This is a genomic window from Thermodesulfomicrobium thermophilum DSM 16697, assembly GCF_059568695.1.
The window spans coordinates 385822-404501 of the sequence record NZ_JCANTW010000011.1 but is presented as its reverse complement, the minus strand read 5'-3'; the positions used below and the strand labels follow the sequence as shown (position 1 = coordinate 404501).

18 protein-coding genes and 2 tRNA genes are annotated in these 18680 nt (G+C 63.7%); 11 read left to right on the top strand and 9 right to left on the bottom strand.

Features of this window, described 5'->3' with window-relative positions; genetic code table 11:
* From BR00_RS03210 to BR00_RS03185, 6 genes are all read left to right on the top strand, one after another.
* Positions 1-1518: an SDR family oxidoreductase gene (locus BR00_RS03210; protein WP_496476171.1), complete on the top strand. Its 1518-nt coding sequence runs from the start codon at positions 1-3 to the stop codon at positions 1516-1518.
* Positions 1503-1961: a pyridoxamine 5'-phosphate oxidase family protein gene (locus BR00_RS03205; RefSeq protein ID WP_496476170.1), complete on the top strand. Its 459-nt coding sequence runs from the start codon at positions 1503-1505 to the stop codon at positions 1959-1961. Before BR00_RS03210 ends, BR00_RS03205 begins: the two co-directional genes overlap by 16 nt.
* 85 nt (positions 1962-2046) lie before the next feature.
* Positions 2047-3003: a YbgA family protein gene (locus tag BR00_RS03200; RefSeq protein WP_496476169.1), complete on the top strand. Its 957-nt coding sequence runs from the start codon at positions 2047-2049 to the stop codon at positions 3001-3003.
* Between the two features lie 10 nt (positions 3004-3013).
* Positions 3014-3442, top strand: a complete 429-nt coding sequence (locus BR00_RS03195) for a hypothetical protein (protein WP_496476168.1) — start codon at positions 3014-3016, stop codon at positions 3440-3442.
* Entirely contained in the window at positions 3435-4040 is a 606-nt protein-coding gene (locus BR00_RS03190) for a DUF445 domain-containing protein (RefSeq protein WP_496476167.1), read from the top strand. Before BR00_RS03195 ends, BR00_RS03190 begins: the two co-directional genes overlap by 8 nt.
* 24 nt (positions 4041-4064) lie before the next feature.
* Complete coding sequence (locus BR00_RS03185; RefSeq protein ID WP_496476240.1) at positions 4065-4751, top strand: queuosine precursor transporter; 687 nt, start codon at positions 4065-4067, stop codon at positions 4749-4751.
* Positions 4752-4810: 59 nt separating this feature from the next.
* On the opposite strand, the gene BR00_RS03180 is transcribed toward BR00_RS03185, so the two are convergent.
* Genes BR00_RS03180 through BR00_RS03170 form a run of 3 tightly spaced genes read right to left on the bottom strand, consistent with a single transcriptional unit; the run spans position 4811 to position 7691 of the window.
* Positions 4811-5215 carry an acyl-CoA thioesterase gene (locus tag BR00_RS03180; RefSeq protein ID WP_496476166.1) on the bottom strand — a complete coding sequence of 135 codons (405 nt, stop codon included), beginning with the start codon at positions 5213-5215 and terminating at the stop codon, positions 4811-4813.
* Positions 5212-6399 carry a 2,3-bisphosphoglycerate-independent phosphoglycerate mutase gene (apgM, locus tag BR00_RS03175; protein ID WP_496476165.1) on the bottom strand — a complete coding sequence of 396 codons (1188 nt, stop codon included), beginning with the start codon at positions 6397-6399 and terminating at the stop codon, positions 5212-5214. Before apgM ends, BR00_RS03180 begins: the two co-directional genes overlap by 4 nt.
* Positions 6396-7691, bottom strand: coding sequence for a homoserine dehydrogenase (locus BR00_RS03170; RefSeq protein ID WP_496476164.1), 1296 nt, complete (start codon positions 7689-7691; stop codon positions 6396-6398). Before BR00_RS03170 ends, apgM begins: the two co-directional genes overlap by 4 nt.
* Positions 7692-7856: 165 nt before the next feature.
* Here BR00_RS03170 and BR00_RS03165 point away from each other — a divergent pair.
* Both BR00_RS03165 and BR00_RS03160 read left to right on the top strand, forming a co-directional pair.
* Positions 7857-7952: transfer RNA gene (locus BR00_RS03165), tRNA-Ser, on the top strand.
* Between the two features lie 9 nt (positions 7953-7961).
* Positions 7962-8051: transfer RNA gene (locus BR00_RS03160), tRNA-Ser, on the top strand.
* A gap of 127 nt (positions 8052-8178) precedes the next feature.
* On the opposite strand, the gene BR00_RS03155 is transcribed toward BR00_RS03160, so the two are convergent.
* A complete protein-coding gene (locus BR00_RS03155; protein WP_496476163.1) occupies positions 8179-9984 on the bottom strand; it encodes an MFS transporter in 1806 nt (601 codons plus the stop codon).
* A gap of 181 nt (positions 9985-10165) precedes the next feature.
* On the opposite strand from BR00_RS03155, the gene BR00_RS03150 reads away from it, so the two are divergent.
* Both BR00_RS03150 and BR00_RS03145 read left to right on the top strand, forming a co-directional pair.
* Entirely contained in the window at positions 10166-10696 is a 531-nt protein-coding gene (locus BR00_RS03150) for a cytochrome c3 family protein (protein WP_496476162.1), read from the top strand.
* A gap of 47 nt (positions 10697-10743) precedes the next feature.
* A complete protein-coding gene (locus BR00_RS03145; protein WP_496476161.1) occupies positions 10744-12117 on the top strand; it encodes a multiheme c-type cytochrome in 1374 nt (457 codons plus the stop codon).
* Positions 12118-12209: 92 nt separating this feature from the next.
* On the opposite strand, the gene feoB is transcribed toward BR00_RS03145, so the two are convergent.
* From feoB to BR00_RS03130, 3 genes are read right to left on the bottom strand one after another with little or no spacing between them, the layout of a single operon-like run.
* A complete protein-coding gene (gene feoB, locus BR00_RS03140) occupies positions 12210-14357 on the bottom strand; it encodes a ferrous iron transport protein B (protein WP_496476160.1) in 2148 nt (715 codons plus the stop codon).
* The gene (locus BR00_RS03135) at positions 14354-14602 is read right to left on the bottom strand and encodes a FeoA family protein (protein WP_496476159.1); all 249 of its coding nucleotides are present in this window, start codon (positions 14600-14602) and stop codon (positions 14354-14356) included. The genes feoB and BR00_RS03135 overlap by 4 nt, the downstream gene beginning before the upstream one ends.
* Positions 14599-14793, bottom strand: a complete 195-nt coding sequence (locus BR00_RS03130; RefSeq protein ID WP_496476158.1) for a hypothetical protein — start codon at positions 14791-14793, stop codon at positions 14599-14601. The genes BR00_RS03135 and BR00_RS03130 overlap by 4 nt, the downstream gene beginning before the upstream one ends.
* Positions 14794-14913: 120 nt before the next feature.
* Between BR00_RS03130 and BR00_RS03125 the strand changes: the two genes are divergently transcribed.
* Positions 14914-15972: an amidohydrolase family protein gene (locus tag BR00_RS03125; protein WP_496476157.1), complete on the top strand. Its 1059-nt coding sequence runs from the start codon at positions 14914-14916 to the stop codon at positions 15970-15972.
* On the opposite strand, the gene BR00_RS03120 is transcribed toward BR00_RS03125, so the two are convergent.
* Complete coding sequence (locus BR00_RS03120) at positions 15965-16558, bottom strand: MarC family protein (protein ID WP_496476156.1); 594 nt, start codon at positions 16556-16558, stop codon at positions 15965-15967. The two genes, BR00_RS03125 and BR00_RS03120, sit on opposite strands and share 8 nt — an antisense overlap.
* 9 nt (positions 16559-16567) lie before the next feature.
* On the bottom strand, positions 16568-18322 hold the full coding sequence (gene ftsY, locus BR00_RS03115; RefSeq protein ID WP_496476155.1) for a signal recognition particle-docking protein FtsY: 1755 nt from the start codon (positions 18320-18322) through the stop codon (positions 16568-16570).
* Positions 18323-18680 lie beyond the last annotated feature (358 nt).

Here is an 18680-nt window from a genome sequence, read left to right as displayed (position 1 = left end):
ATGGCGGAACCCATCGCGGTGTTGGGGGCTTCGGGGTATATCGGCGGGCGTTTGGTCCCCGCCTTGCTGGAGCAGGGATTTGGGGTGCGGGCCTTGGGGCGTTCGGTGGCCAAGCTGGCGTGTCGGCCGTGGGGTCGGCACCCGCGGGTGCAGGTGGCGGTGGCCGATGCCTTGGATCAGGCAGCGCTGGCCCGCGCTTTGGAAGGTTGCCAGGCGGTCTATTATCTGGTGCATTCCATGACCTCCACAAAGGGCGATTTTGCCCAGCGTGACCGCCAAGCTGCACAGACCATGGCCCGCGCGGCCCAAGCGGCTGGAGTTCGGCGGATCATTTATTTGGGAGGCCTGGGAGACCCGAAGACGGAGCTCAGCGAGCATTTGCGTTCCCGCTTCGAGGTGGGGGAGGTCTTGGGTGCTGGAACGGTGCCGCTCACCTGGCTGCGGGCCGGGGTGGTCCTGGGCTCTGGCAGCGCTTCCTTCGAGATGATCCGCTACCTCGCCGAGCGCCTCCCCGTCATGCTGGCACCGCGCTGGGTGGACACGCCGTGCCAGCCCATCGCGGTGTCCAACGTCATCGAATATCTCGTGGGAGTCCTCGCCGAGCCGCGCGCTGCAGGGTGTATGTTCGACATCGGCGCCCCGGAGGTGCTCACCTACCGCCGCCTGCTGGAACTCTACGCCGAGGTGGCCGGCCTTCCCCGGCGCTGGATCATTGGTGTGCCGGTGCTGACCCCCCGGCTTTCGTCCTGGTGGGTCCACCTGGTGACTCCAGTGCCGGCCTCCCTGGCGCGGCCTTTGGCCGAAGGGCTGCGCAATCCCGCCGTGTGCCAGGAGCACGCCATTCGGGCCTTGGTGCCGGTGCGGCTCCTTTCCGCCCGCGAGGCCATGGCCCGAGCGCTCATGCGCACCCGCCACCAGCAAGTGGCCACGTGCTGGTCCGATGCCGGGCCGCTGCCCATGCCGGAGTGGCTTTCGTGTTCCGACGCCTCCTTCGCCGGGGGGACCCTCCTGCGCGCGGCCTATGCCATGGATTTGGATGCGCCGCCGCAAGCGGTGTGGGATGTCCTGACGCGCTTGGGCGGAGACTTTGGCTGGCTCTTTGGAGATGCCTTGTGGTCGCTTCGGGGTGAAGTGGATCGGTTGCTTGGTGGTGTGGGGCTCCGTCGCGGCCGGCGGCACCCCACGGAGATCCGGGTGGGCGATGCCCTGGATTTCTGGCGGGTGCTCGACGTGGTGGAGGGCGAACGCTTGGTGCTGGGAGCGGAGATGCGACTCCCGGGCGAGGCAGTGCTCGATTTGCGGGTGCATCCGGCAGCTGGCGGCTCGCGGGTGGAGCTGCGCGCCCGCTACCGGCCCAAGGGGCTTTGGGGGATTGTGTACTGGCAGTCCCTCGTGCCCGTCCACCGCTGGCTCTTTCAGGGTTTTTTGCGGCGTTTGGCCGAGAAGGCCGCAAGCCGCCAGGTGCAAGGCCCCTATCCCATTGCCCCCTCTGAGGAGGACGTATGTCCGATTTCCTAGACACCGATATGCGCACGCGGGCTCTGGCGCTCATGGGCGCCGAGCGTTCGGCGGTGCTGGCCCTCTGCCATGAAGGCCGTCCCCGATGTTTTCAGATGGCCGTGGCCTTGGGGGTGGACGAGCAGCGAGTGTATCTGGCAACGTCGCAGGATTCCAGCAAGTACTCCATGCTTCTGGCCTGCCCCTGGGTGTGCCTCTTTTTTTCCACGGCGCGCAACCGGGACACGGACCCGCAGCACGCTGCAACCCTCGAAGTGCAGGGGGGCATCGAGCCGGTGGCCGGGGAGCGTGCGCTGCAGGCGCGGCAGCTTTTGGTCGCGCGCCACGGGGCTTTGGAACAATTCTTGTGCGATCCCGGGACACGAATCCTGGCCGTGCGCATGACGCGCTTGGTGCTGACCGAGCGCTTCCAGCAGGTTGCCGTGCTGGACGTGGATTCTTGATCCATTGGCGGGGGCACAGAAAATTTGCCTTGCGCGTCCGCTTGGGCTAGGGGCCGCCCACCGTTTGCGGGGAAGGAATGTCTGTATGGAACCTTTGAGCACGATTCGTCTGGGCATCAGCCGCTGTCTTTTGGGGCATCCTGTGCGCTACGACGGCGGTCACAAGCACGATCCTTTTCTCACCCAGACCTTGGGGCAATACGTCCACTATGTACCGGTGTGTCCGGAGGTGGAGTGCGGCCTGCCGGTTCCCCGGGAGGCCATGCGCCTGGTGCGCACCCCGCAGGGGGTGCGGCTTGTGACGCAAAAAACCGGTATCGATCACACGGATCGCATGCTGGCCTGGGCCGCCCCGCGTCTGGACGCCCTGGAAAAAGAGGGGCTTTGCGGTTTCATCTTCAAGTCCAAGTCGCCGTCCAGCGGCATGGAGCGGGTGAAAATCTACGGGGACACGGGCCAGGTGGTGGATCATGGCTCGGGGATCTTTGCCGGGCTCTTCATGGCCCGTTTTCCGCTCCTGCCGGTGGAAGAAGAGGGGCGCTTGCACGATCCCTTGCTGCGGGAAAACTTTATCGATCGCATCTTCTGCCTGCAGCGCTTTCGGGAGAGCGTGGAAAAGGAGCCCAGCCTGGGGGCGCTCGTGCAGTTCCATGCCCGCCACAAGCTGCAGATCCTCTCCCACAGCACCGAGCATTACCGCGCCTTGGGGCGGCTGGTGGCCCACGCCAAAGGTCAGCCCCTGGCCGAAGTGGTGCGCGCGTACCGGGAGCTTTTGCTTGCGGCCCTGCGCCTCAAGGCCACGGTGCCCAAGAACCGCAACGTGCTCCAGCACATCATGGGGTACTTCAAGCTGGACCTCACCCACGAGGAAAAGCGCGAGCTGGAAGACATCATCCGCCAATACGCCCGGGGGATTTTGCCGCTCATCGTACCGGTGACCTTGCTTTCCCACTACGCCCGCAAGTATGAGGTTCGCTATTTGCTGGAGCAAACCTATTTGAACCCGCATCCGTTGGAACTCAAACTGCGCAATCACGCCTGATGGGTCTTTTATGAACGATACTTCTTACGCTCAGAGCCTGGCTGCCGACCTCTTTCGCATGGTCATGCAGGCCAAGGAGCGCGGCATTGCCGTGGACCATGGATTCCGCAACCATGCTTTGGAAAGTCCTCAGCTTTCCATTACATATCTGTTTTTGCCTCGGGCGGAGCTTCTCAAGGTGCCGGCCTTTCCGCCGGCCTTACGGCGTTTTGTGCGGCGCATGAACGCCTTGGTGTGCCTGGAGGCCAAAAAAGACAACGGCCGTCGCAAGACGGTAGGCATCCATCTCCTCTGGGCCACGGACGCGCCGCTCACTGAGGTCTGCGGCCCAGAAGCCGTGCACGAAGAGTTGGTGCTCTCCGGAGTGGCCGCGTATACGGAGCAGGTGCGTGGGCTCCTGCGGGCGGATGTTGCTCGGGCCGCGAAGACGGATGCTTGAGGTCGTTGGTATTTCCACGGTCGTGTGTGCCCTGGTGGGCTGGGGGACCAACGTGCTCGCCGTGCGCATGCTCTTTCGGCCCTACCGTCCGTGGCGCGTGGGGCCGTGGGCGCTGCAGGGGGTCTTTCCCCGGCGCCAGGCGGCTGTGGCCCGGCGGTTGGGGGAACTCACCGCTACCGAGCTCCTTCCCCCGCAACGGCTGCGGCAGGCCGTGGCCGCCCCGGCCACCGTGGAGGCGGTGCGGCAGGCGCTCGTGACTGCTCTCATCCAGCGCGTATCTCGCCTCGTGCATGGGGTGCCCAGCGTTTTGAGACCGTTTGAAAAGCGTCTGCTCGCTGGCTTCGAGGACTCCGTGGATGCGGAACTTCGCCGCCGCCTTCCGGGACTCATGGAGCAGGTGGCGGGTGCGGCAGTAGAGGAGCTCCACGTGGCCCAAGTGGTGGAGGAGCAGGTGGCGGCCCTGCCTCCGGAGCGCCTGGAGGAGATGCTCCTTTCCGTGTTGCGCCGGGAGCTGCGTTTTGTGGAAGGCGCAGGCGCCCTGCTCGGGGGCCTGGTGGGAATGGTGCAAGGAGCTTTGTGGGTTGTATTTATGAATTAATGATAAGAGGCTCGATGTACGATGATGACCAATGAAATCTTATGGCTTTCATTTGCTCTGGTTGACCTGTCTATACTGCTTATTTTGTATCGTTTTTTTGGAAAACTTGGGCTTTATACCGGTATAGTTATTAGTATTATTGTATGTAATATTCAGGTGCTCAAGACGATACAGTTGTTTGGTTTGACGACGACATTAGGAAATGTTCTTTATGCGTCGGTTTTTCTTGGAACGGATATTCTCAGCGAGATGTATGGCAAGGAAGATGCCCGCAGGGGCGTCATCCTGGGATTTGTCGCCTTGGTGTTGAGCACACTCTATTTGCAGGTAGCACTGCTATTTATTCCCGACGCCAGTGATTTTGCACAGCCGCATCTGGAAGCCTTGTTCGGATTCTTACCGCGAGTGGCATTGGCGTCGGTGACGGCGTACCTCGTATCGCAGATGTACGATGTGTGGGCATTTCACGCCATTCGCGAAAAGACCGGCAGTCGGCATTTGTGGCTGCGCAACAACGGTTCCACGTTGGTGAGCCAGTTTTTGGATTCCCTGGTATTTTGTAGTATTGCCTTTATCGGTGTGTATCCCATGGCCGTGTTTTGGGAGATTCTCATCTCCACCTATGTCATCAAGGCCATCGTGGCGGTTCTGGATACGCCGTTCATGTACCTGGCGCGGCGCATAGGCGCCAAGCAAGCCGCCCTTGCATAACTTTTGGGGCATTTGTTGGCGAAGCGAAAGCGGGGCGCTTGTTGAGGGCGCCCCGCCTGTCATTGGCAGGAAGGGGAGAGGAACTCTCGGAGCCACTGCGGGATGGCCACGGGCTTGCCGCGGCTATCCACCACCGCGTGCTGGGTGCTTCCTTGGGCAAGGAGCCGGGTCTTGGTTTCGTCCATGAGGCGGTAGGCGAAGGTGAGGCTGGCGCGGCTTTGGGCGTCCAGCCAGGTTTCCAGCCAGATGAGCTCGTCGTAGCGTGCTGGCGCGCGGTAGCGGCATTGGGCCTCGCGCACCGGCAGATAGATACCTTGGGCCTCGATGGCGGCGTAGCTGTGCCCGCGGGTCCGGATCCACTCGCTTCGGCCGCGCTCGAAGAGGTGCAAATACTCGGCGTAGTACATGACGCCCATAGCGTCGGTCTCGCCGTAGGAGACGCGGTGGGCAAGCCAGACGTTCATCCGCGCCCCCGGGCAAGGACGAGCTGCAAGAGTTCCGGGCCCGAGGAAAGCTGTACGCCGCTGCGGGTGGAGGCTTCGGTGAACACTTCCGGGCCGTGGGCGGCATGTTCGCTCTGGTACACGAGGAAGGGCACCGGGTCGGCCACGTGGGTGCGCTCGGCCACCGGCGTGGCGTGATCGCAGGTGACCACCAGGACGAAGGGTTCGCCCAGGGCGCGTAGGCCCTCCAGCATGGGGGCCACGATGCGGGCGTCGAAACGGGCGATGGCTTCGGTCTTGAGGGCGGCGTCCCCCATGTGGCCGCACTCGTCCGGGGCCTCCACGTGGAGATAGGCGAAATCGCCGCGCTGCAAAAAATCCAACGCCGCCGCAACTTTGCCTTCGTAGTTGGTGTCGATGAGTCCTGTGGCCCCCGGCACTTCCAGCACCTCCATGCCCGCGGCCCGGCCCAGTCCCCGCACCAGATCCACGGCGGAGATCACCGCCCCGCGCAGGCCGAAGCTGGCCTCGAAGGCGGGAAGCTGCAGTGGCCGGCCCTGTCCCCAGGGCCAGATGGCGTTGGCACGGGAAGCGCCTGTCTGAGCGAGCAGGGTATGGGCCGTGCGGGCAAAGGCGGCGAGATTGGGATCTGCGGTCAGGGCCTCCAGGTCCGGGGCGATGCTTTCGCCGAGGATATCGTGGGGCGGCCGCACGTGGATGCGGGCTGAAGGCCCGTGGCCCGCGTTTCGTTCCACCAAGAGGTGACGGTATTGCACCCCGCAGAAGATCTCCAGGCCTTCCGGAAGGCTTTGTCGCAGGCGCTCGATCAGGGCCGCTGCCGTGGGAGTGTCGATGTGTCCGGCGCTGTAGTCTTCCATGCGGCCTTCTGGGCCGTAGGCGGATACGGTGACCAGGTTCATGCGCCACACCAGGTCGTCGGCGTCCAGATCCAGTCCTTGGGCTGCGGCTTCGATGGGTCCCCGGCCGGTATGGTAGCGCTCGGGGGCGAAGCCCAAAAGGGCCATGTTGGCCACATCGGAGCCCGGCGGCATGCCTTGGGGCACGGTGCGGCACTGGCCGGTCAAGGCGGTGCGGGCGAGGGCGTCCAGGGTAGGGGTGTGGGCCGCTTCCAGGGTAGTGCGGCCGCCGTCCATTTCTTCGGGCCAGCCGCTCATGCCATCGGCGATGAGGTAGACGAATTTCATGCGAGAATCCGGTAATGTACGGGTTTGTCCATCACGAAACTGAAGGAGGCGATGGTGGAAAGCGCCCGCTCCACGTCACGCATCTGGGCGCTATGGGTGAAGAAGACGATGGGCACGCTGCTGTCGGGGTTGGCGCCGCGTTGGACCATTTGGGCGATACTGATGTTGGATTCCCCCATGACCCCGGCAATGGCCGCCACCACGCCGGGTTTGTCCATCACCGTGAAGCGGAAATAGTGGCGGAATATGGTGAGCTCCGGGGCCAGGATCTGGGCCTGGGGCAGGCGGGTCTCCAGGAAGCCGGTGTTGTTGGGGCAGCTTCCTGAACGGGCAAGGGCCAGAATATCCGCCAGTACAGCGCTGCCTGTGGGCAGATCCCCGGCGCCTTGACCGTAGAGCATGATGGGCCCCACGGCGTTGCCTTCCAGGAGGATGGCGTTGAACGGGCCGTCCACCTTGGCCAGGATGTGGTTTTCAGGGAGCAGGGCCGGGTAGACTCCGGCCTGGATGCGGCCGGACTTGTCGCGCATCTGGGCCACGAGCTTCACGCGGTAGCCGAACTCCCGAGCCAGGGCGATGTCTTGGGCCGTGACCTCGCGGATGCCTTGCACCACCAGTGCGGGCAGCGGCACGTCCTGGCCCGTGGCCAGGCGGATGAGGATCACCAGTTTGTGGGCCGCGTCCCAGCCGTCCACATCCAAAGTGGGGTCGGCCTCGGCGTACCCTTTCTCTTGGGCCTTTCCGAGGGCGGTGGCGAAGTCTTCGCCGTGCTGGGTCATTTCGCTCAAGATGAAATTGGCCGTGCCGTTGAGGATTCCCGTGATGTCTTTGATGCGGTTTCCGGCGAGGCTCTCTTTGAGAGTCTGGATGACCGGAATGCCGCCGGCCACGCTGGCCTCGTAGTAGAGCCCGAGGCCTTGAGAAGCGGCCAGTTCGAAGAGTTCCGGGCCGTGTTCGGCAAGCAGGGCCTTGTTGGCCGTGACCACGGATTTGCCGTGCCGGAGGGCCTCGGTGATGAGGTGGCGGGGAAAGTCGATACCGCCGGTGAGCTCCACCACGATGTCGATGTCCGGGTCGGTGTAGAGGTCGGCCGGGTTGGTGGTCAGCCGGGTGGACGGGGAGGGGGTGATGGGGCGCGGCTTGTCCATGTTCCGCACCAAGATGGTCTTGACCTGAAGGCGCCTGCCGAGACGCCGGGCGATCCAATCGCCGTTTTCTTCGATGATGCGCACGAGCCCTGATCCCACAGTGCCAAGTCCCGCCAGCCCCAAATGGATGACCGATGGTTCCACGCGTTCCTCCTCATCCGGCCTTGCGGCCACACGATTTTCGGGCCCTGTATCGGGAGGGCGAAGCGGTGTCAAAACGCGGGGAACAGGAATTTTTGGGAGCTTTTGGGCGAGATTTCGGTTGACGGCCGGTGCTCATTTTGACTAGAGATCGGCCTCTCAACGCATGGAGAGGTGGCCGAGCTAGGCTGAAGGCGCTCGCCTGCTAAGCGAGTATAGGGGCCTAAACCCCTATCGAGGGTTCAAATCCCTCCCTCTCCGCCAACACCACGTGGAGGGTTGGCAGAGTGGTTGATTGCACCGGTCTTGAAAACCGGCATGCCTTCACGGGCATCTGGGGTTCGAATCCCTAACCCTCCGCCATAGAAACTTCATTCCTGAACATGAGCCAAAACGCCCCCATCTTGGGGGCGTTATCATTTGTGCGCCCCTGCTTGCGGGGGTCTGCATTCCAAGAGATCTTCCGGCTGCGTTGCACCGCAGCTTTGCGTTAGTCTTCGACACGCAGCGCCGCCACGGCCTCGCGTACGTGCTGGGCGGTGGCTGTGGCGGGAAGCGGGGCGCCCAGGCGCACGGTGATGGTGCGGCGCCACTGCCACCGCCAGGGGCGGCAGCGGGACCATAGGGACCCCCACAGGCCCATGAGGGCCACGGGTACGATGGCGGTCTGCGTGCCACGGCAGGCGAGCTCCAGGCCGCGCTGAAAGGGGGCGAGCTCCGGGGTGCGGGCAATGCCGCCTTCTGGAAAGATGGCCACAGCCCCTCCGCCGAGCAAGGTCATGCGCATGCTGCGGATGGCGCCGGCGGCCCGGCGGCTATCCACAGGAATGACGCCGAAGGCCCGCAATATCGGCCGCAACAGAGGATGCTCGGCGTAGGCGCTGTAGATGACGAAGCGCACGGGCCGGGGCAGCACCGCCAAGAGCACGGCCCAGTCGATCCAGCTCACGTGATTGGCGGCCACGAGCACGGGGCCGGTGGCGGGGAGGTGCTCAATTCCCTCACAACGCACGCGGTAGAAAAGCCCGAGGAGTGCGCGCAGGAAGAGCCTCGCGGTCTCGAAGCGCAAGGCCGCGAGGCTTGCGGCCGCCATGACGGCAAGGATCACTGCCAATACCAGGAGCATGGGTTTCGGCGGCATGTGCAGGGCGGCGGCCCCTATGGTGAGGACGAGAAAACCGAGCATGGCCGCGTTTTGAAGAAAATTGGCGGCTGCCAGGACGATGCCCAATTCCGGTGCCGGGGCGCGCAACTGGATGAGGGAGTTGAGGGGCACGATGAAGAGTCCGGCGCAGGCGCCGTAGAGGATGAGTACTGCGCCGAGAAGCGGGACGACTGTCAGCCACGGGAGGACGCCCATACACACGGCCATGCCCAGGGCACCCAGGGCAACGAGCCCAAGCTCCAGACGTCGGCGGCACACCCGCGCTGTGAGCGCCGATCCGGCCACGATGCCCGCTCCACCGATGGCCAAAAGCCCTTGGGCCACCACGGTGGAGGTGACGCCTGCGGCCTCCTTGAGGTGGGCGCCGAAGGCGGCAAAGAGCACCTGGTTGACGGCCCAAAACAGAGCAAGGCCCGCCATGGAGCCCCACAAGGCCGGGCGAGCGCGGATGCCGCGCAGCACCTGCGCAAGCGGGGGTGTTTGCGTGGCGCCTGGGTTCGAAGTGGCGGGCAGGCGCGTGGCCAGGAAGGTTTGGAGTACGGCCCCGGCCACGAGGATGATTCCGGCAGGGCTGATGGCGGTGAGGATATGGCTCGCCTGCGTGGCGGTGCCGATCCATGCCTCGAAGAGTACGGAAAAGGCGACGCTCCCCAAGAGGATGGCCACGATGGTCACGGCCTGCACCGCCGCATTGGCGGCAGTGAGGTGCTCTTCTCCGTACATCTCACGAATGATTCCATATTTTGCTGGGGAATAGAATGCAGATTGCGTGGCCAAAACCAAGGTGAGGGCGAAAGCAAGGAAGAACATTCCTTGGTGGTAGGTCATCCATATGGCAAGGGCCACAGGAATGGATGCGGCAATGGTGGCTTGAATCACCCGATGCTTGGGATACTTGTCCGCCATGCGTCCCGCTGGAACAAAAAACACGATAAAAGGTAAAAGGATACATGCGTTGACCAGGGCGGTCAGCCCCATTTGCAAGGCGCCGCTGGTAGTCTTGAACACGGTGTTCTGGATGAGGATCTTGTGTCCTAAATCCAGCATGGCGTTGATGACCACCACCGCCAGGTAGGGGAAAAATCCTGGGGAGCGCCTCAGGCACAAGGGGGGGGGGTTCGGGGAATACATGGAGGCGCCTCTAGTGGAGCAGGGAGCCGAAGGCAAATGCTGCGGCGTTTTGGTTTTGCATTGACAAGATTCCCGCTTTTATGATTTTTTTTTTTCAAAAATTCTTTGACAGAATTTTTGGGGTTCTACGGCGCGTTTCGAGGAAATTGTGGAGTATAACGATCCAACGGCAGGAGTGGACATGAAGAAATGGTTTCGGCCTGCACTTTGGGTTGGTTTGGGTGTCCTGCTGGGATTTCCGGTCTTCAGTATGGCCTACTACACCATGGTGCGGACTTCGACACCCGAATTCTGCTCCTCCTGTCACGAGATCCAGCCCGCCTACCGGGCGTGGTTGACGTCCACACATGTCAACAATCCGCAAGGATTTGTTGCCGATTGTATGGACTGTCACCTTCCGGCACCGCAGGATACGGTGAATTTCTTCTACACCAAGACCTTGCACGGTGCCAAAGACGTTCTCGCCCATTTTTTGGGAGAGGAGTACGACCGGCAGGCGATGCGTGCCCGGGCTACGCAGTCCATCAAAAACGAGCAATGTCTCAAATGCCACCGGAACATCGAATACTTGCCGCACAAGCGTGGCGCCATGCTTGCTCATCGGCAGGTTTTGTACCCCCGGCCAGGCTATGAGAAGCGGTGTTTGGACTGCCATGCCAATCTGGTGCACACGGATCGGGGCTATTACCGGTACAAAGGCATGGGATCGTGACGGAACGGATTTGGGCGAATGCTTTGCGGACACGTAAGGAGGGAAGGATGAAACGACTTGCGGTAGTGGTCTGTTTTCTTGGTGTGTGCGGGGCTGTGCCTGCGCTGGCGCAGAACCTGCCCAAGGTGAAGGAGTTTCGCATCGAGCGGGGCATGAGCGAAGAAGCCAAAGCGTGCCTCAACTGCCACAAGGAAGAAAGCCCGGGGCTCTTTGCCGACTGGGCCATGAGCCGGCATGCCTCGGCCAACATCAGTTGCTTGGACTGCCACCGGGCCGACCCTACGGATCCGGACGTGAACCAAGAACATTTCAAGCAGTATGAACGCTCGGACACCAAGTGGGGGCGGCCGGAATACAAAGTTCCCATTGCCACGGCGGTGACCCCCAAGGATTGCTCCCGGTGCCATCCGGACGAGGTGCAGCAGTATTCCCGCTCCAAGCATGCCAAGACCAATATCATCGTGTGGAAGATCGATCCTTGGATGAAGCTTGGCATGAACAACGATATCGAGCGCCAGAGCGGCTGTCTCACCTGCCATGGCACGGTGCTCAAGGTGGACGCCAAGGGGCGTTTGGACTCCGCCACCTGGCCCAATGTGGGCGTGGGGCGTGTCAACATGGATGGGTCCTTGGGCTCCTGCACCTCATGCCATACCCGGCATCGATTTTCCGTAGCCGAGGCGCGTCGGCCCCAGGCGTGCGGGCAATGCCATCTGGGACCGGATCATCCGCAGATCGAAATCTACACGGAATCCAAGCATGGCGCCATCTATGACAGCTTTGGCGAGAGCTACAACTGGGACGCCGCCCCGGGCACCTGGACTCCGGGCGTGGACTATCGTGGGCCCACGTGTGCTTCGTGTCATATGTCGGGAGCAGGTCCGGTGATGACGACCCATGACGTGACCGAGCGGCTTTCATGGGAACTGCAGGCCCCGTTGACGGTGCGGCCGCAGGATTTTGCCCCGTTGCCGGCCAAGACCGAGTGGAAGGCGGAGCGGGAGAAGATGCAAGCCATTTGTATGCAGTGTCATACCAAGAGCTGGGTGGAAGACCACTACACCAAGCTGGATGCCGTGGTTCAGAATTACAACGACGTTTACTTCAAACCTGCAAAGGCAATGCTCGACCAGCTGTATGAAAAGGGATTGATCAGCAAGGACAAGTTCTTCGATGAAGAACCCGAGATCGAGTTTTACGAGCTGTGGCACCATGAAGGAAGGCGGGCACGCATGGGATCGGCGATGATGGCCCCGGACTATGCGTGGTGGCATGGTTTCTATGAGTGCAAGCACCGCTACAACACCTTCATGCAGATGGCCAACGAGCATCTGCATTCGGGAGAGAAATTCTATAAGTGGGCGCCGTTCCCGGGTGAAGGCGGGTCCACGGTGCGTCCTCCGGAGTTGCCGGAAGAATAAAGGACGCAGCGAGAACGCATAGAGAAAAAGTTCGGCCCTTGGGACCCCAGGGGCCGAACTTTTTGATAGGGGGATCTTGTGCGCGGTTGGTCCTACCCGATGATGCTCCCCACCCGGTAGATGAGGGTGGCGACAGCAAAGGCCAGGATGGTGTTGAAGGCCACGGAGAAGCCAGCCCACTTCCAGCCGATCTCCCGGCCGATGACCGTGACCGTGACAAAGCACGGGGCATAGAGGAGTACGAAGGCTATAAGACTCAAGGCCACCCAGTGGTTCCAGGACGGGTCCGTGGCCAGACGTTCGGCCAGGGGGGCGGCGTCTTCGGGGTCTACCTCGCCCAGGGAGTAGGCGGTGCCCAGGGTGGCGACGATGACCTCCTTGGCGGCCACTCCGCCGATGAGGGCGATGTTGGTGCGCCAGTCAAAGCCCGCCCAGCGGGAGATGGGTTCCAAGGCGGTGCCCAGGCGACCGGCCAGGGAATGGCGCAGGGCGTCTTGGCGCTCGGCGGCGTCGATGGCGGCCAGGGCGGCTTCGTGCGCTTCCGGACTGTCCCAGGGGCGTTCCATGGCCGCCTGTCGTTGGTCCTGCCAATGGGCGGCGCGGTCGGCCGGCAGTCCTGGGAAGGTCATGGCCGCCCACACCAGGATGGAGATGGCGAGGATCACGGTACCGGCCTTCTTGATGTACTGCCAGACCCGCTCCCAGGTGTGCATGAGCATGCCGCGCAGGGTGGGCATGCGGTAAGGGGGCAGTTCCATGACAAAGGGGGTCGAGGTGCCGCGGATGATGGTGGAGCGCAGGAGCCGGGCCGCCAGCAGGGCCATACCCCAGGCGGCCAGGGTGATCCAAAAGAGCACCGTGCCTCCCGATCCAGGGAAGAAGGCTGCGGCCAGGAGAAGAAAGACCGGCACCTTGGCCCCGCAGGCAAAGAAGGGGGCGGTGAGCACGGTGGCGATCTTTTCTTTGGGGCTGCGCAGGGTGCGGGCGGCCATGACCCCAGGCACGGCGCAGCCGCCGGGGATGCCGCCGGAGACGATGAAGGGCACCACCGAGCAGCCGTGCAGGCCAAAGGTGCGGAATACGCGGTCGAGCATATAGGCCATGCGGGCCATGTAGCCGCTGTCCTCGAGGAAGGCGAGGAAGAAGAACATGATGAGGATGAGGGGCACGAAGCTCAGCACCCCGCCTGCGCCGTCAATGACGCCCGAGACCACGAGGGATGCCAGCGGGCCCTCGGGGAGGATTTGGCGCAGCGTGTCTCCAAGCCAGCCAAAGAGCGCCTCCATCCAGCCCATGGGGACTTCCCCCAGGGCGAAGGTGGCATGGAACATGGCGTAAATGACCGCCAGCATGATGGCCGGGCCGGTGAACTTGCCGGTGAGCACCTTGTCCAGCTTGTCCGAAAAATCGTAGCGGCTCTCCACCGGCCAGGTGAGGACGTCGCGCAGGGCCGAGGCGATGTAGCCGTAACGGTAGTCGGCCACCAAGGCTTCGGGGTCCGTGCCCAGGGTCTTTTGCGTGTGCTCCGTGAGTGTCGCCACCATCTGGGTGAGCTGGGCGTGCAGATCCGGGTGGTTGGCGCCCAAGGAAAGGATGTGGGCGTCGTTTTCCAGATATTTGATGGCGAGCCAGCGCGGCGGGATGCGCTGCTCGCCAAGACCAGAAGCCGCGATATGGGCCTCCATATGGCGCAAGGTCTCGTCCAGGTCCGGGCCGTAGGAGATGAAAAGCGGGGCAGGCGTGGGGGGATGGGCGAGGTTTTCGCGCAGTGTGGCCAGGAGTTCCTCTTTGCCTTCGCCGCGCCGCGCGCTCATACCCACCACCGGCACCCCCAGGGTGCGCGACAGGGCCGGGATGTCGATGGCAATGCCTTTGGCCCGCACCTCGTCCATCATGTTGAGGACGAGCACTACGGGCATGGCCATTTCCATGACCTGGGTCACCAGGTAGAGGGAGCGTTCCAAGTTGGTGGCATCCACCACGATGACCACCAGATCCGGCCGTTCGTCCACGAGAAAGTTGCGCGCCACTAACTCGTCGGCCGTGTAGGCGGTGAGGGAGTAGGTTCCGGGCAGATCCACCACTGCCACGTCGGTATCCCCAAGGCGCAGCACGCCTTCGTGTTTTTCTACGGTAATGCCCGGGTAGTTGCCGACGTGCTGCCGCGAGCCGGTGAGCAGGTTGAAGAGCGTGGACTTGCCGGAATTGGGATTGCCCATGAGGGCGATGGTTGCGTTCATGCCTGGGATTCCTCCGGTATCTTCACCAAGATATGGTCTGCCTCGTTATTGCGTAGCGTCAGTGTCCCCCCGCGAAGCCGCAGGGCCACTGGGTCCTCAAGCGGGGCGCGGCCGATGACGCAGATCTCGGTGCCCGGGACGAGCCCCATGTCCCGCATGCGCCGGCCAAGCTCACCTTCGGCGCAGACGCGCTCGATGATCGCTTTTTGGTTGACGCGCAAGTGGCGCAAGCCGATGCTGTTCATCGGTGCTCCTCCAGCGGTTTGAGGGAAGCGGTTGCCTCTGGGGAGGCGCAGCAGCACGAGCCCTGGGCGCATGCCGAGGACTTGGAGGAGGCGCACGACGCGCAGCCGGTATGCCGCCGGGTGAAGGAGCGCAGCACGACTCCCGCGGCGAGGACAACGATGAGTAGCACTCCAGCAAGTTGCCAATCCATGAAAAATACCTCCGTGGTCATGTTTTGTATGGCTAACTTTTTATGGAGATCGTTTTGCTTCGTCAAGAAATAAAATTAGCCGAAACAAATTTTTCTTCTCCCCCGCCAGGGTGGAGCGGGATGCTGCGGGCGCGGCGGCTGTGGACCGGCGATGCGTGGATGGAGGACGCAGGTCTGGCCGCTCGTGACGGCCAGGTGGTGGCCGTGGGGCCGTGGCGGCAATTACGAGGCGGTTACGGCCCGGCAGCGTGGGACGTGGACGGTGTGGTGGTCCCGGGTGTGGTCAATGCCCATATGCACGGGGAGCTTTCGGCCTTGGCGGGCCGGGCGCCTTTGGACCGCGGCTTTAAGGCTTGGGCCACGGCCGTGGCGCGGCCGGACTTTTGGGACGAAGCGTGCGTGCGTACGGCCGTGAGCGCCATGGATCTTGCCGGGCATCGCTTGGTGCTCGACGTGGCCACCCGCATGGTGCGGCCCATGGCGGCCGTGTGGGAAACCGCCGGTCTTTGGGAGTACGGGCTGTTGTGTGAAGGTTTGACATCTCGAATTCCACGCGCCTGGGTGCCGGCCGTGGAGCTTGCCCATGGATGGATGGCCCCGGCGGCCCATAGCGTCTATGCCACGGCGCCCACCGTCCTTGCCGGGGCAAAGGCATGGTGCCGGGCCCATGGCCGACTGTTTTCCCTGCACGCGGCCGAACGGGAGGATGAACTCTGTCTGGCGCGGGAGCGCTTTGGCGCTGGTCCGGATGGCGTCTTGGCGCGTGCATCCTCGGTGGTGGCGGCCTTGGAGGCCCTGGGGGTGCTCGATGCGGGCACACTGCTCGTGCACGGCGTGCATTTGGGGGAGGCCGACGTGGCCTTGCTCGCCCGGCGCCGGAGCGTGGTGTGTCTGTGTCCGCGTTCCAATGCGGCCCTCGGGGTAGGGCGGGCGCCGTGGGCGCTTCTTCGGCGCTCCGGCCTGCCTGTGGTGCTGGGGACCGATTCCCTTGCCTCTGCCCCGGACCTCGATGTGTGGCGGGAGGCGGCCTTCCTCAAGGAGCACCTTGCCCCGGAGCTCTGCTTTGCGGAGGCGCTCGCCCTGGTCACCGGCCAGGCCCTAGGCATGGGGCGCTTGGCGCCTGGCGCCCCTGCCGCAGTGGCCGTGGTGCCGTCGTGGTTTGCGGCGCTTTTCAGCTGAGGAAATTTTTGACGCCGGTAAAGACGATTTGCGCGGCCATGGCGGCGAGCACCAGGCCGGTGATCTTGGTCATGATGGAAAGGCCCATGGGGCCGAGCACCCGGCCGATGAAGCGGGAAGAGGCCAGGATGATGCCCACTCCGGCGCAGGCGGAAAGCAGGGCCGCAGCGCCGACGAGCCGAGGGACGACCCCGGAGAGCTCGGCACCGAGGATCAGCAAGGTGCCGATGGTGGCCGGCCCCACGGTGATGGGGATGGCCAGGGGCACCACCGCCATGTCGCTTCCCTCCGTGCTGTGGGCGCGGGCGCGGGTCCCGGTCACCAGGGAGACGCTGGAGAGAAAGAGCAGGCTCCCGGCGCCGATGCGAAATCCGTCCAAGGTGATGCCCAGGGTGCTGAAGATCGGGTTTCCGGCCCAGTAGAGCGCCATGCCGATGATGGCCACGGCCAGGGTGGTGCGTAGCGCCACCCGGCGTTGCTCAGCCGGACCCATGCCCTCGGTGAGCGACAGAAAGACGCTCAGCACGAAAAAGGGCGTGAGCAAAAAGAAGAGCTGCATGGCGAGGTTGATGTAGAGGCTGAGCATCCGTCGTCCTTATTGTTCTCCCAGAAGCGCGGCGGCGAACTCTTCCGCCAGGAAAGGACGCAGGTCTTCCATCTTCTCGCCCAGGCCCACGAAGCTGATGGGGATGCCGAACTCCAGGGCCACGCCCACGATGACGCCGCCCTTGGCCGTGCCGTCGAGCTTGGTGAGGATGATTTCCGTCACCGGTGCGGCCTGGGAGAAGAGCCGGGCCTGGGACAGGGCGTTTTGTCCGGTGGTGGCGTCAAGGACCAGGGCGGTACGGTGGGGCGCGCCGGGGAGTTTCTTGCCCAGTACGCGGGCGATTTTGGCCAGCTCTTCCATGAGGTTGTGTTTGGTCTGCAGCCGACCGGCGGTATCCACCAGCACCAGGTCGTAGCCTTCGGCCTGCGCCCGCTCCACGGCCTCGAAGGCCACGGCCGCGGGGTCGGCGCCGTGCTGCTTGGCATGGAACCCAGCGCCCACGCGCCGGGCCCAGACCTCCAACTGTTCGATGGCCGCGGCCCGAAAGGTGTCGCCTGCGGCCACCAGCACGCGCCGGCCCTGCATCTGGGCGCGGTGCGCCAGCTTGGCGATGGTGGTGGTCTTGCCGGCACCGTTGACGCCCACCAGAAGCACCACTTCCGGCCGCGCTTCTACGGGTTTCGGGGCCGGGGGAAAGACCGCGCGGATCTCTTCTTTCAAGAGCGACTTGAAGTTTTCCGGCGCCGCACCGCCTTCCTGGCGCACGCGTTTTTTGAGTCGCTCCAGGAGCTTGGTGGTGGCAGTCACCCCCACGTCCGCCACCAGAAGGATTTCTTCCAATTCCTCCCAAAAGGCGGCGTCGTAGCCGCTGGTGCGGGCAAGGAGGTTTTCGATGCGGGCGGTGAGTTGGCTGCGCGTCTTGGCCAGTCCCTGGGAGAGCTTGAGGAGCAGGCGGCTGCGCTCGTCCTCTTCGTCCTCCAAATCCAGGGCCAGGGCTAGGCGGTACTGGAGTTCCGAGCGGAAGTCCTCCACGGCCTCATAGCCCATGTCCGAAAGCCAGGAGTCGAAACGGCGGATGAAGTCCTCGGCCTCGCTTTCCGGGGCGTCGAGTTGGGAGAAGAGAAAACGCAGGCGCGCCCAGAGCTCCGGGCCACGCGCCGTGACCCCGGCCAGGATGTGCTCCATCCACACGGACAGCCGGGGCTCGGCGTCCCGCAGGGCGCGGGCAAGTTCCGCTTGCCAGGCCGGGATGGTGGGTTTTTCCTGAAAATCCAACGCAGGAGCTACGTCCGAGGCCTTGGGGGCGGCTGGCGTGGCCTCGTCCTGGGAAGGGGCGTCTTGGGGCGCCTGTCCCCAAAGACGCTGCCACAGCGATGGCCGGCGAGCCTCCGGCGCTGTGTGGGGTTCTGCCTCCTTCGGGGTCGGCTGCGGCGCCTTGGGCTTGGGAGCCGCCTCCGGGGCGGGATGCGGCGCGGCAGGCGGGGTTTGCGCAAGATGGGGGGAGGCCGTTTGAGAAGTGTTTTCCAGGGGCGGTTCGGAGGTTTTTTCGGACGCAGCAGGCGCGTCGGCCGCAACCGGGGCTTCGGGCGTGTCCCGCTCTTGCGGCGCGACAGATGGCTCGCGCTTCCCGGCGGGCGTGGGCTGCCCAGCGACTTCTGGCGTTGCCGCCGCCGGGTGTGCGACCGCCTCAGAGGCAGGAGGCGCCGGTTCTGGCTGTGGCGTGGGAGTTTGCGGAGCAGATGGTGTGGGGGAGTCGCTTGCGCTTCCGCCCCAGAGTTTTTTGATACGCGAGAAAAAGCCCATGGCAACTTCCTTGAGAGCTGAAATGAAAAACCTGCACGCGGCGTGTGCGTTGCCGCCGCCGCGGCCGTCTATGGTGCCTCAGGGCCCGCCCGATGTCCAGCCGGCGACAGGGCATTGTTACCGGACAATGATATTGTCACCCCTGTCTGGGACAATGGAAACGTCACGCTATGAAGACTTGGGCTGACGTGTTCATGAAAACGGGAAAAGCGCGGCAGGGTATCGTGATCCCACAGGCAGAGGTCGGGGCAGTGCATAGTGCATGCGCGCTCGGCTTTCTTGAGATCTGGCGCGTCGTTTTGTTCACGAGTCCTTGCTCGGATGGACGGGTGTGCCGCACGGGGCTCTGTTGGGCGGC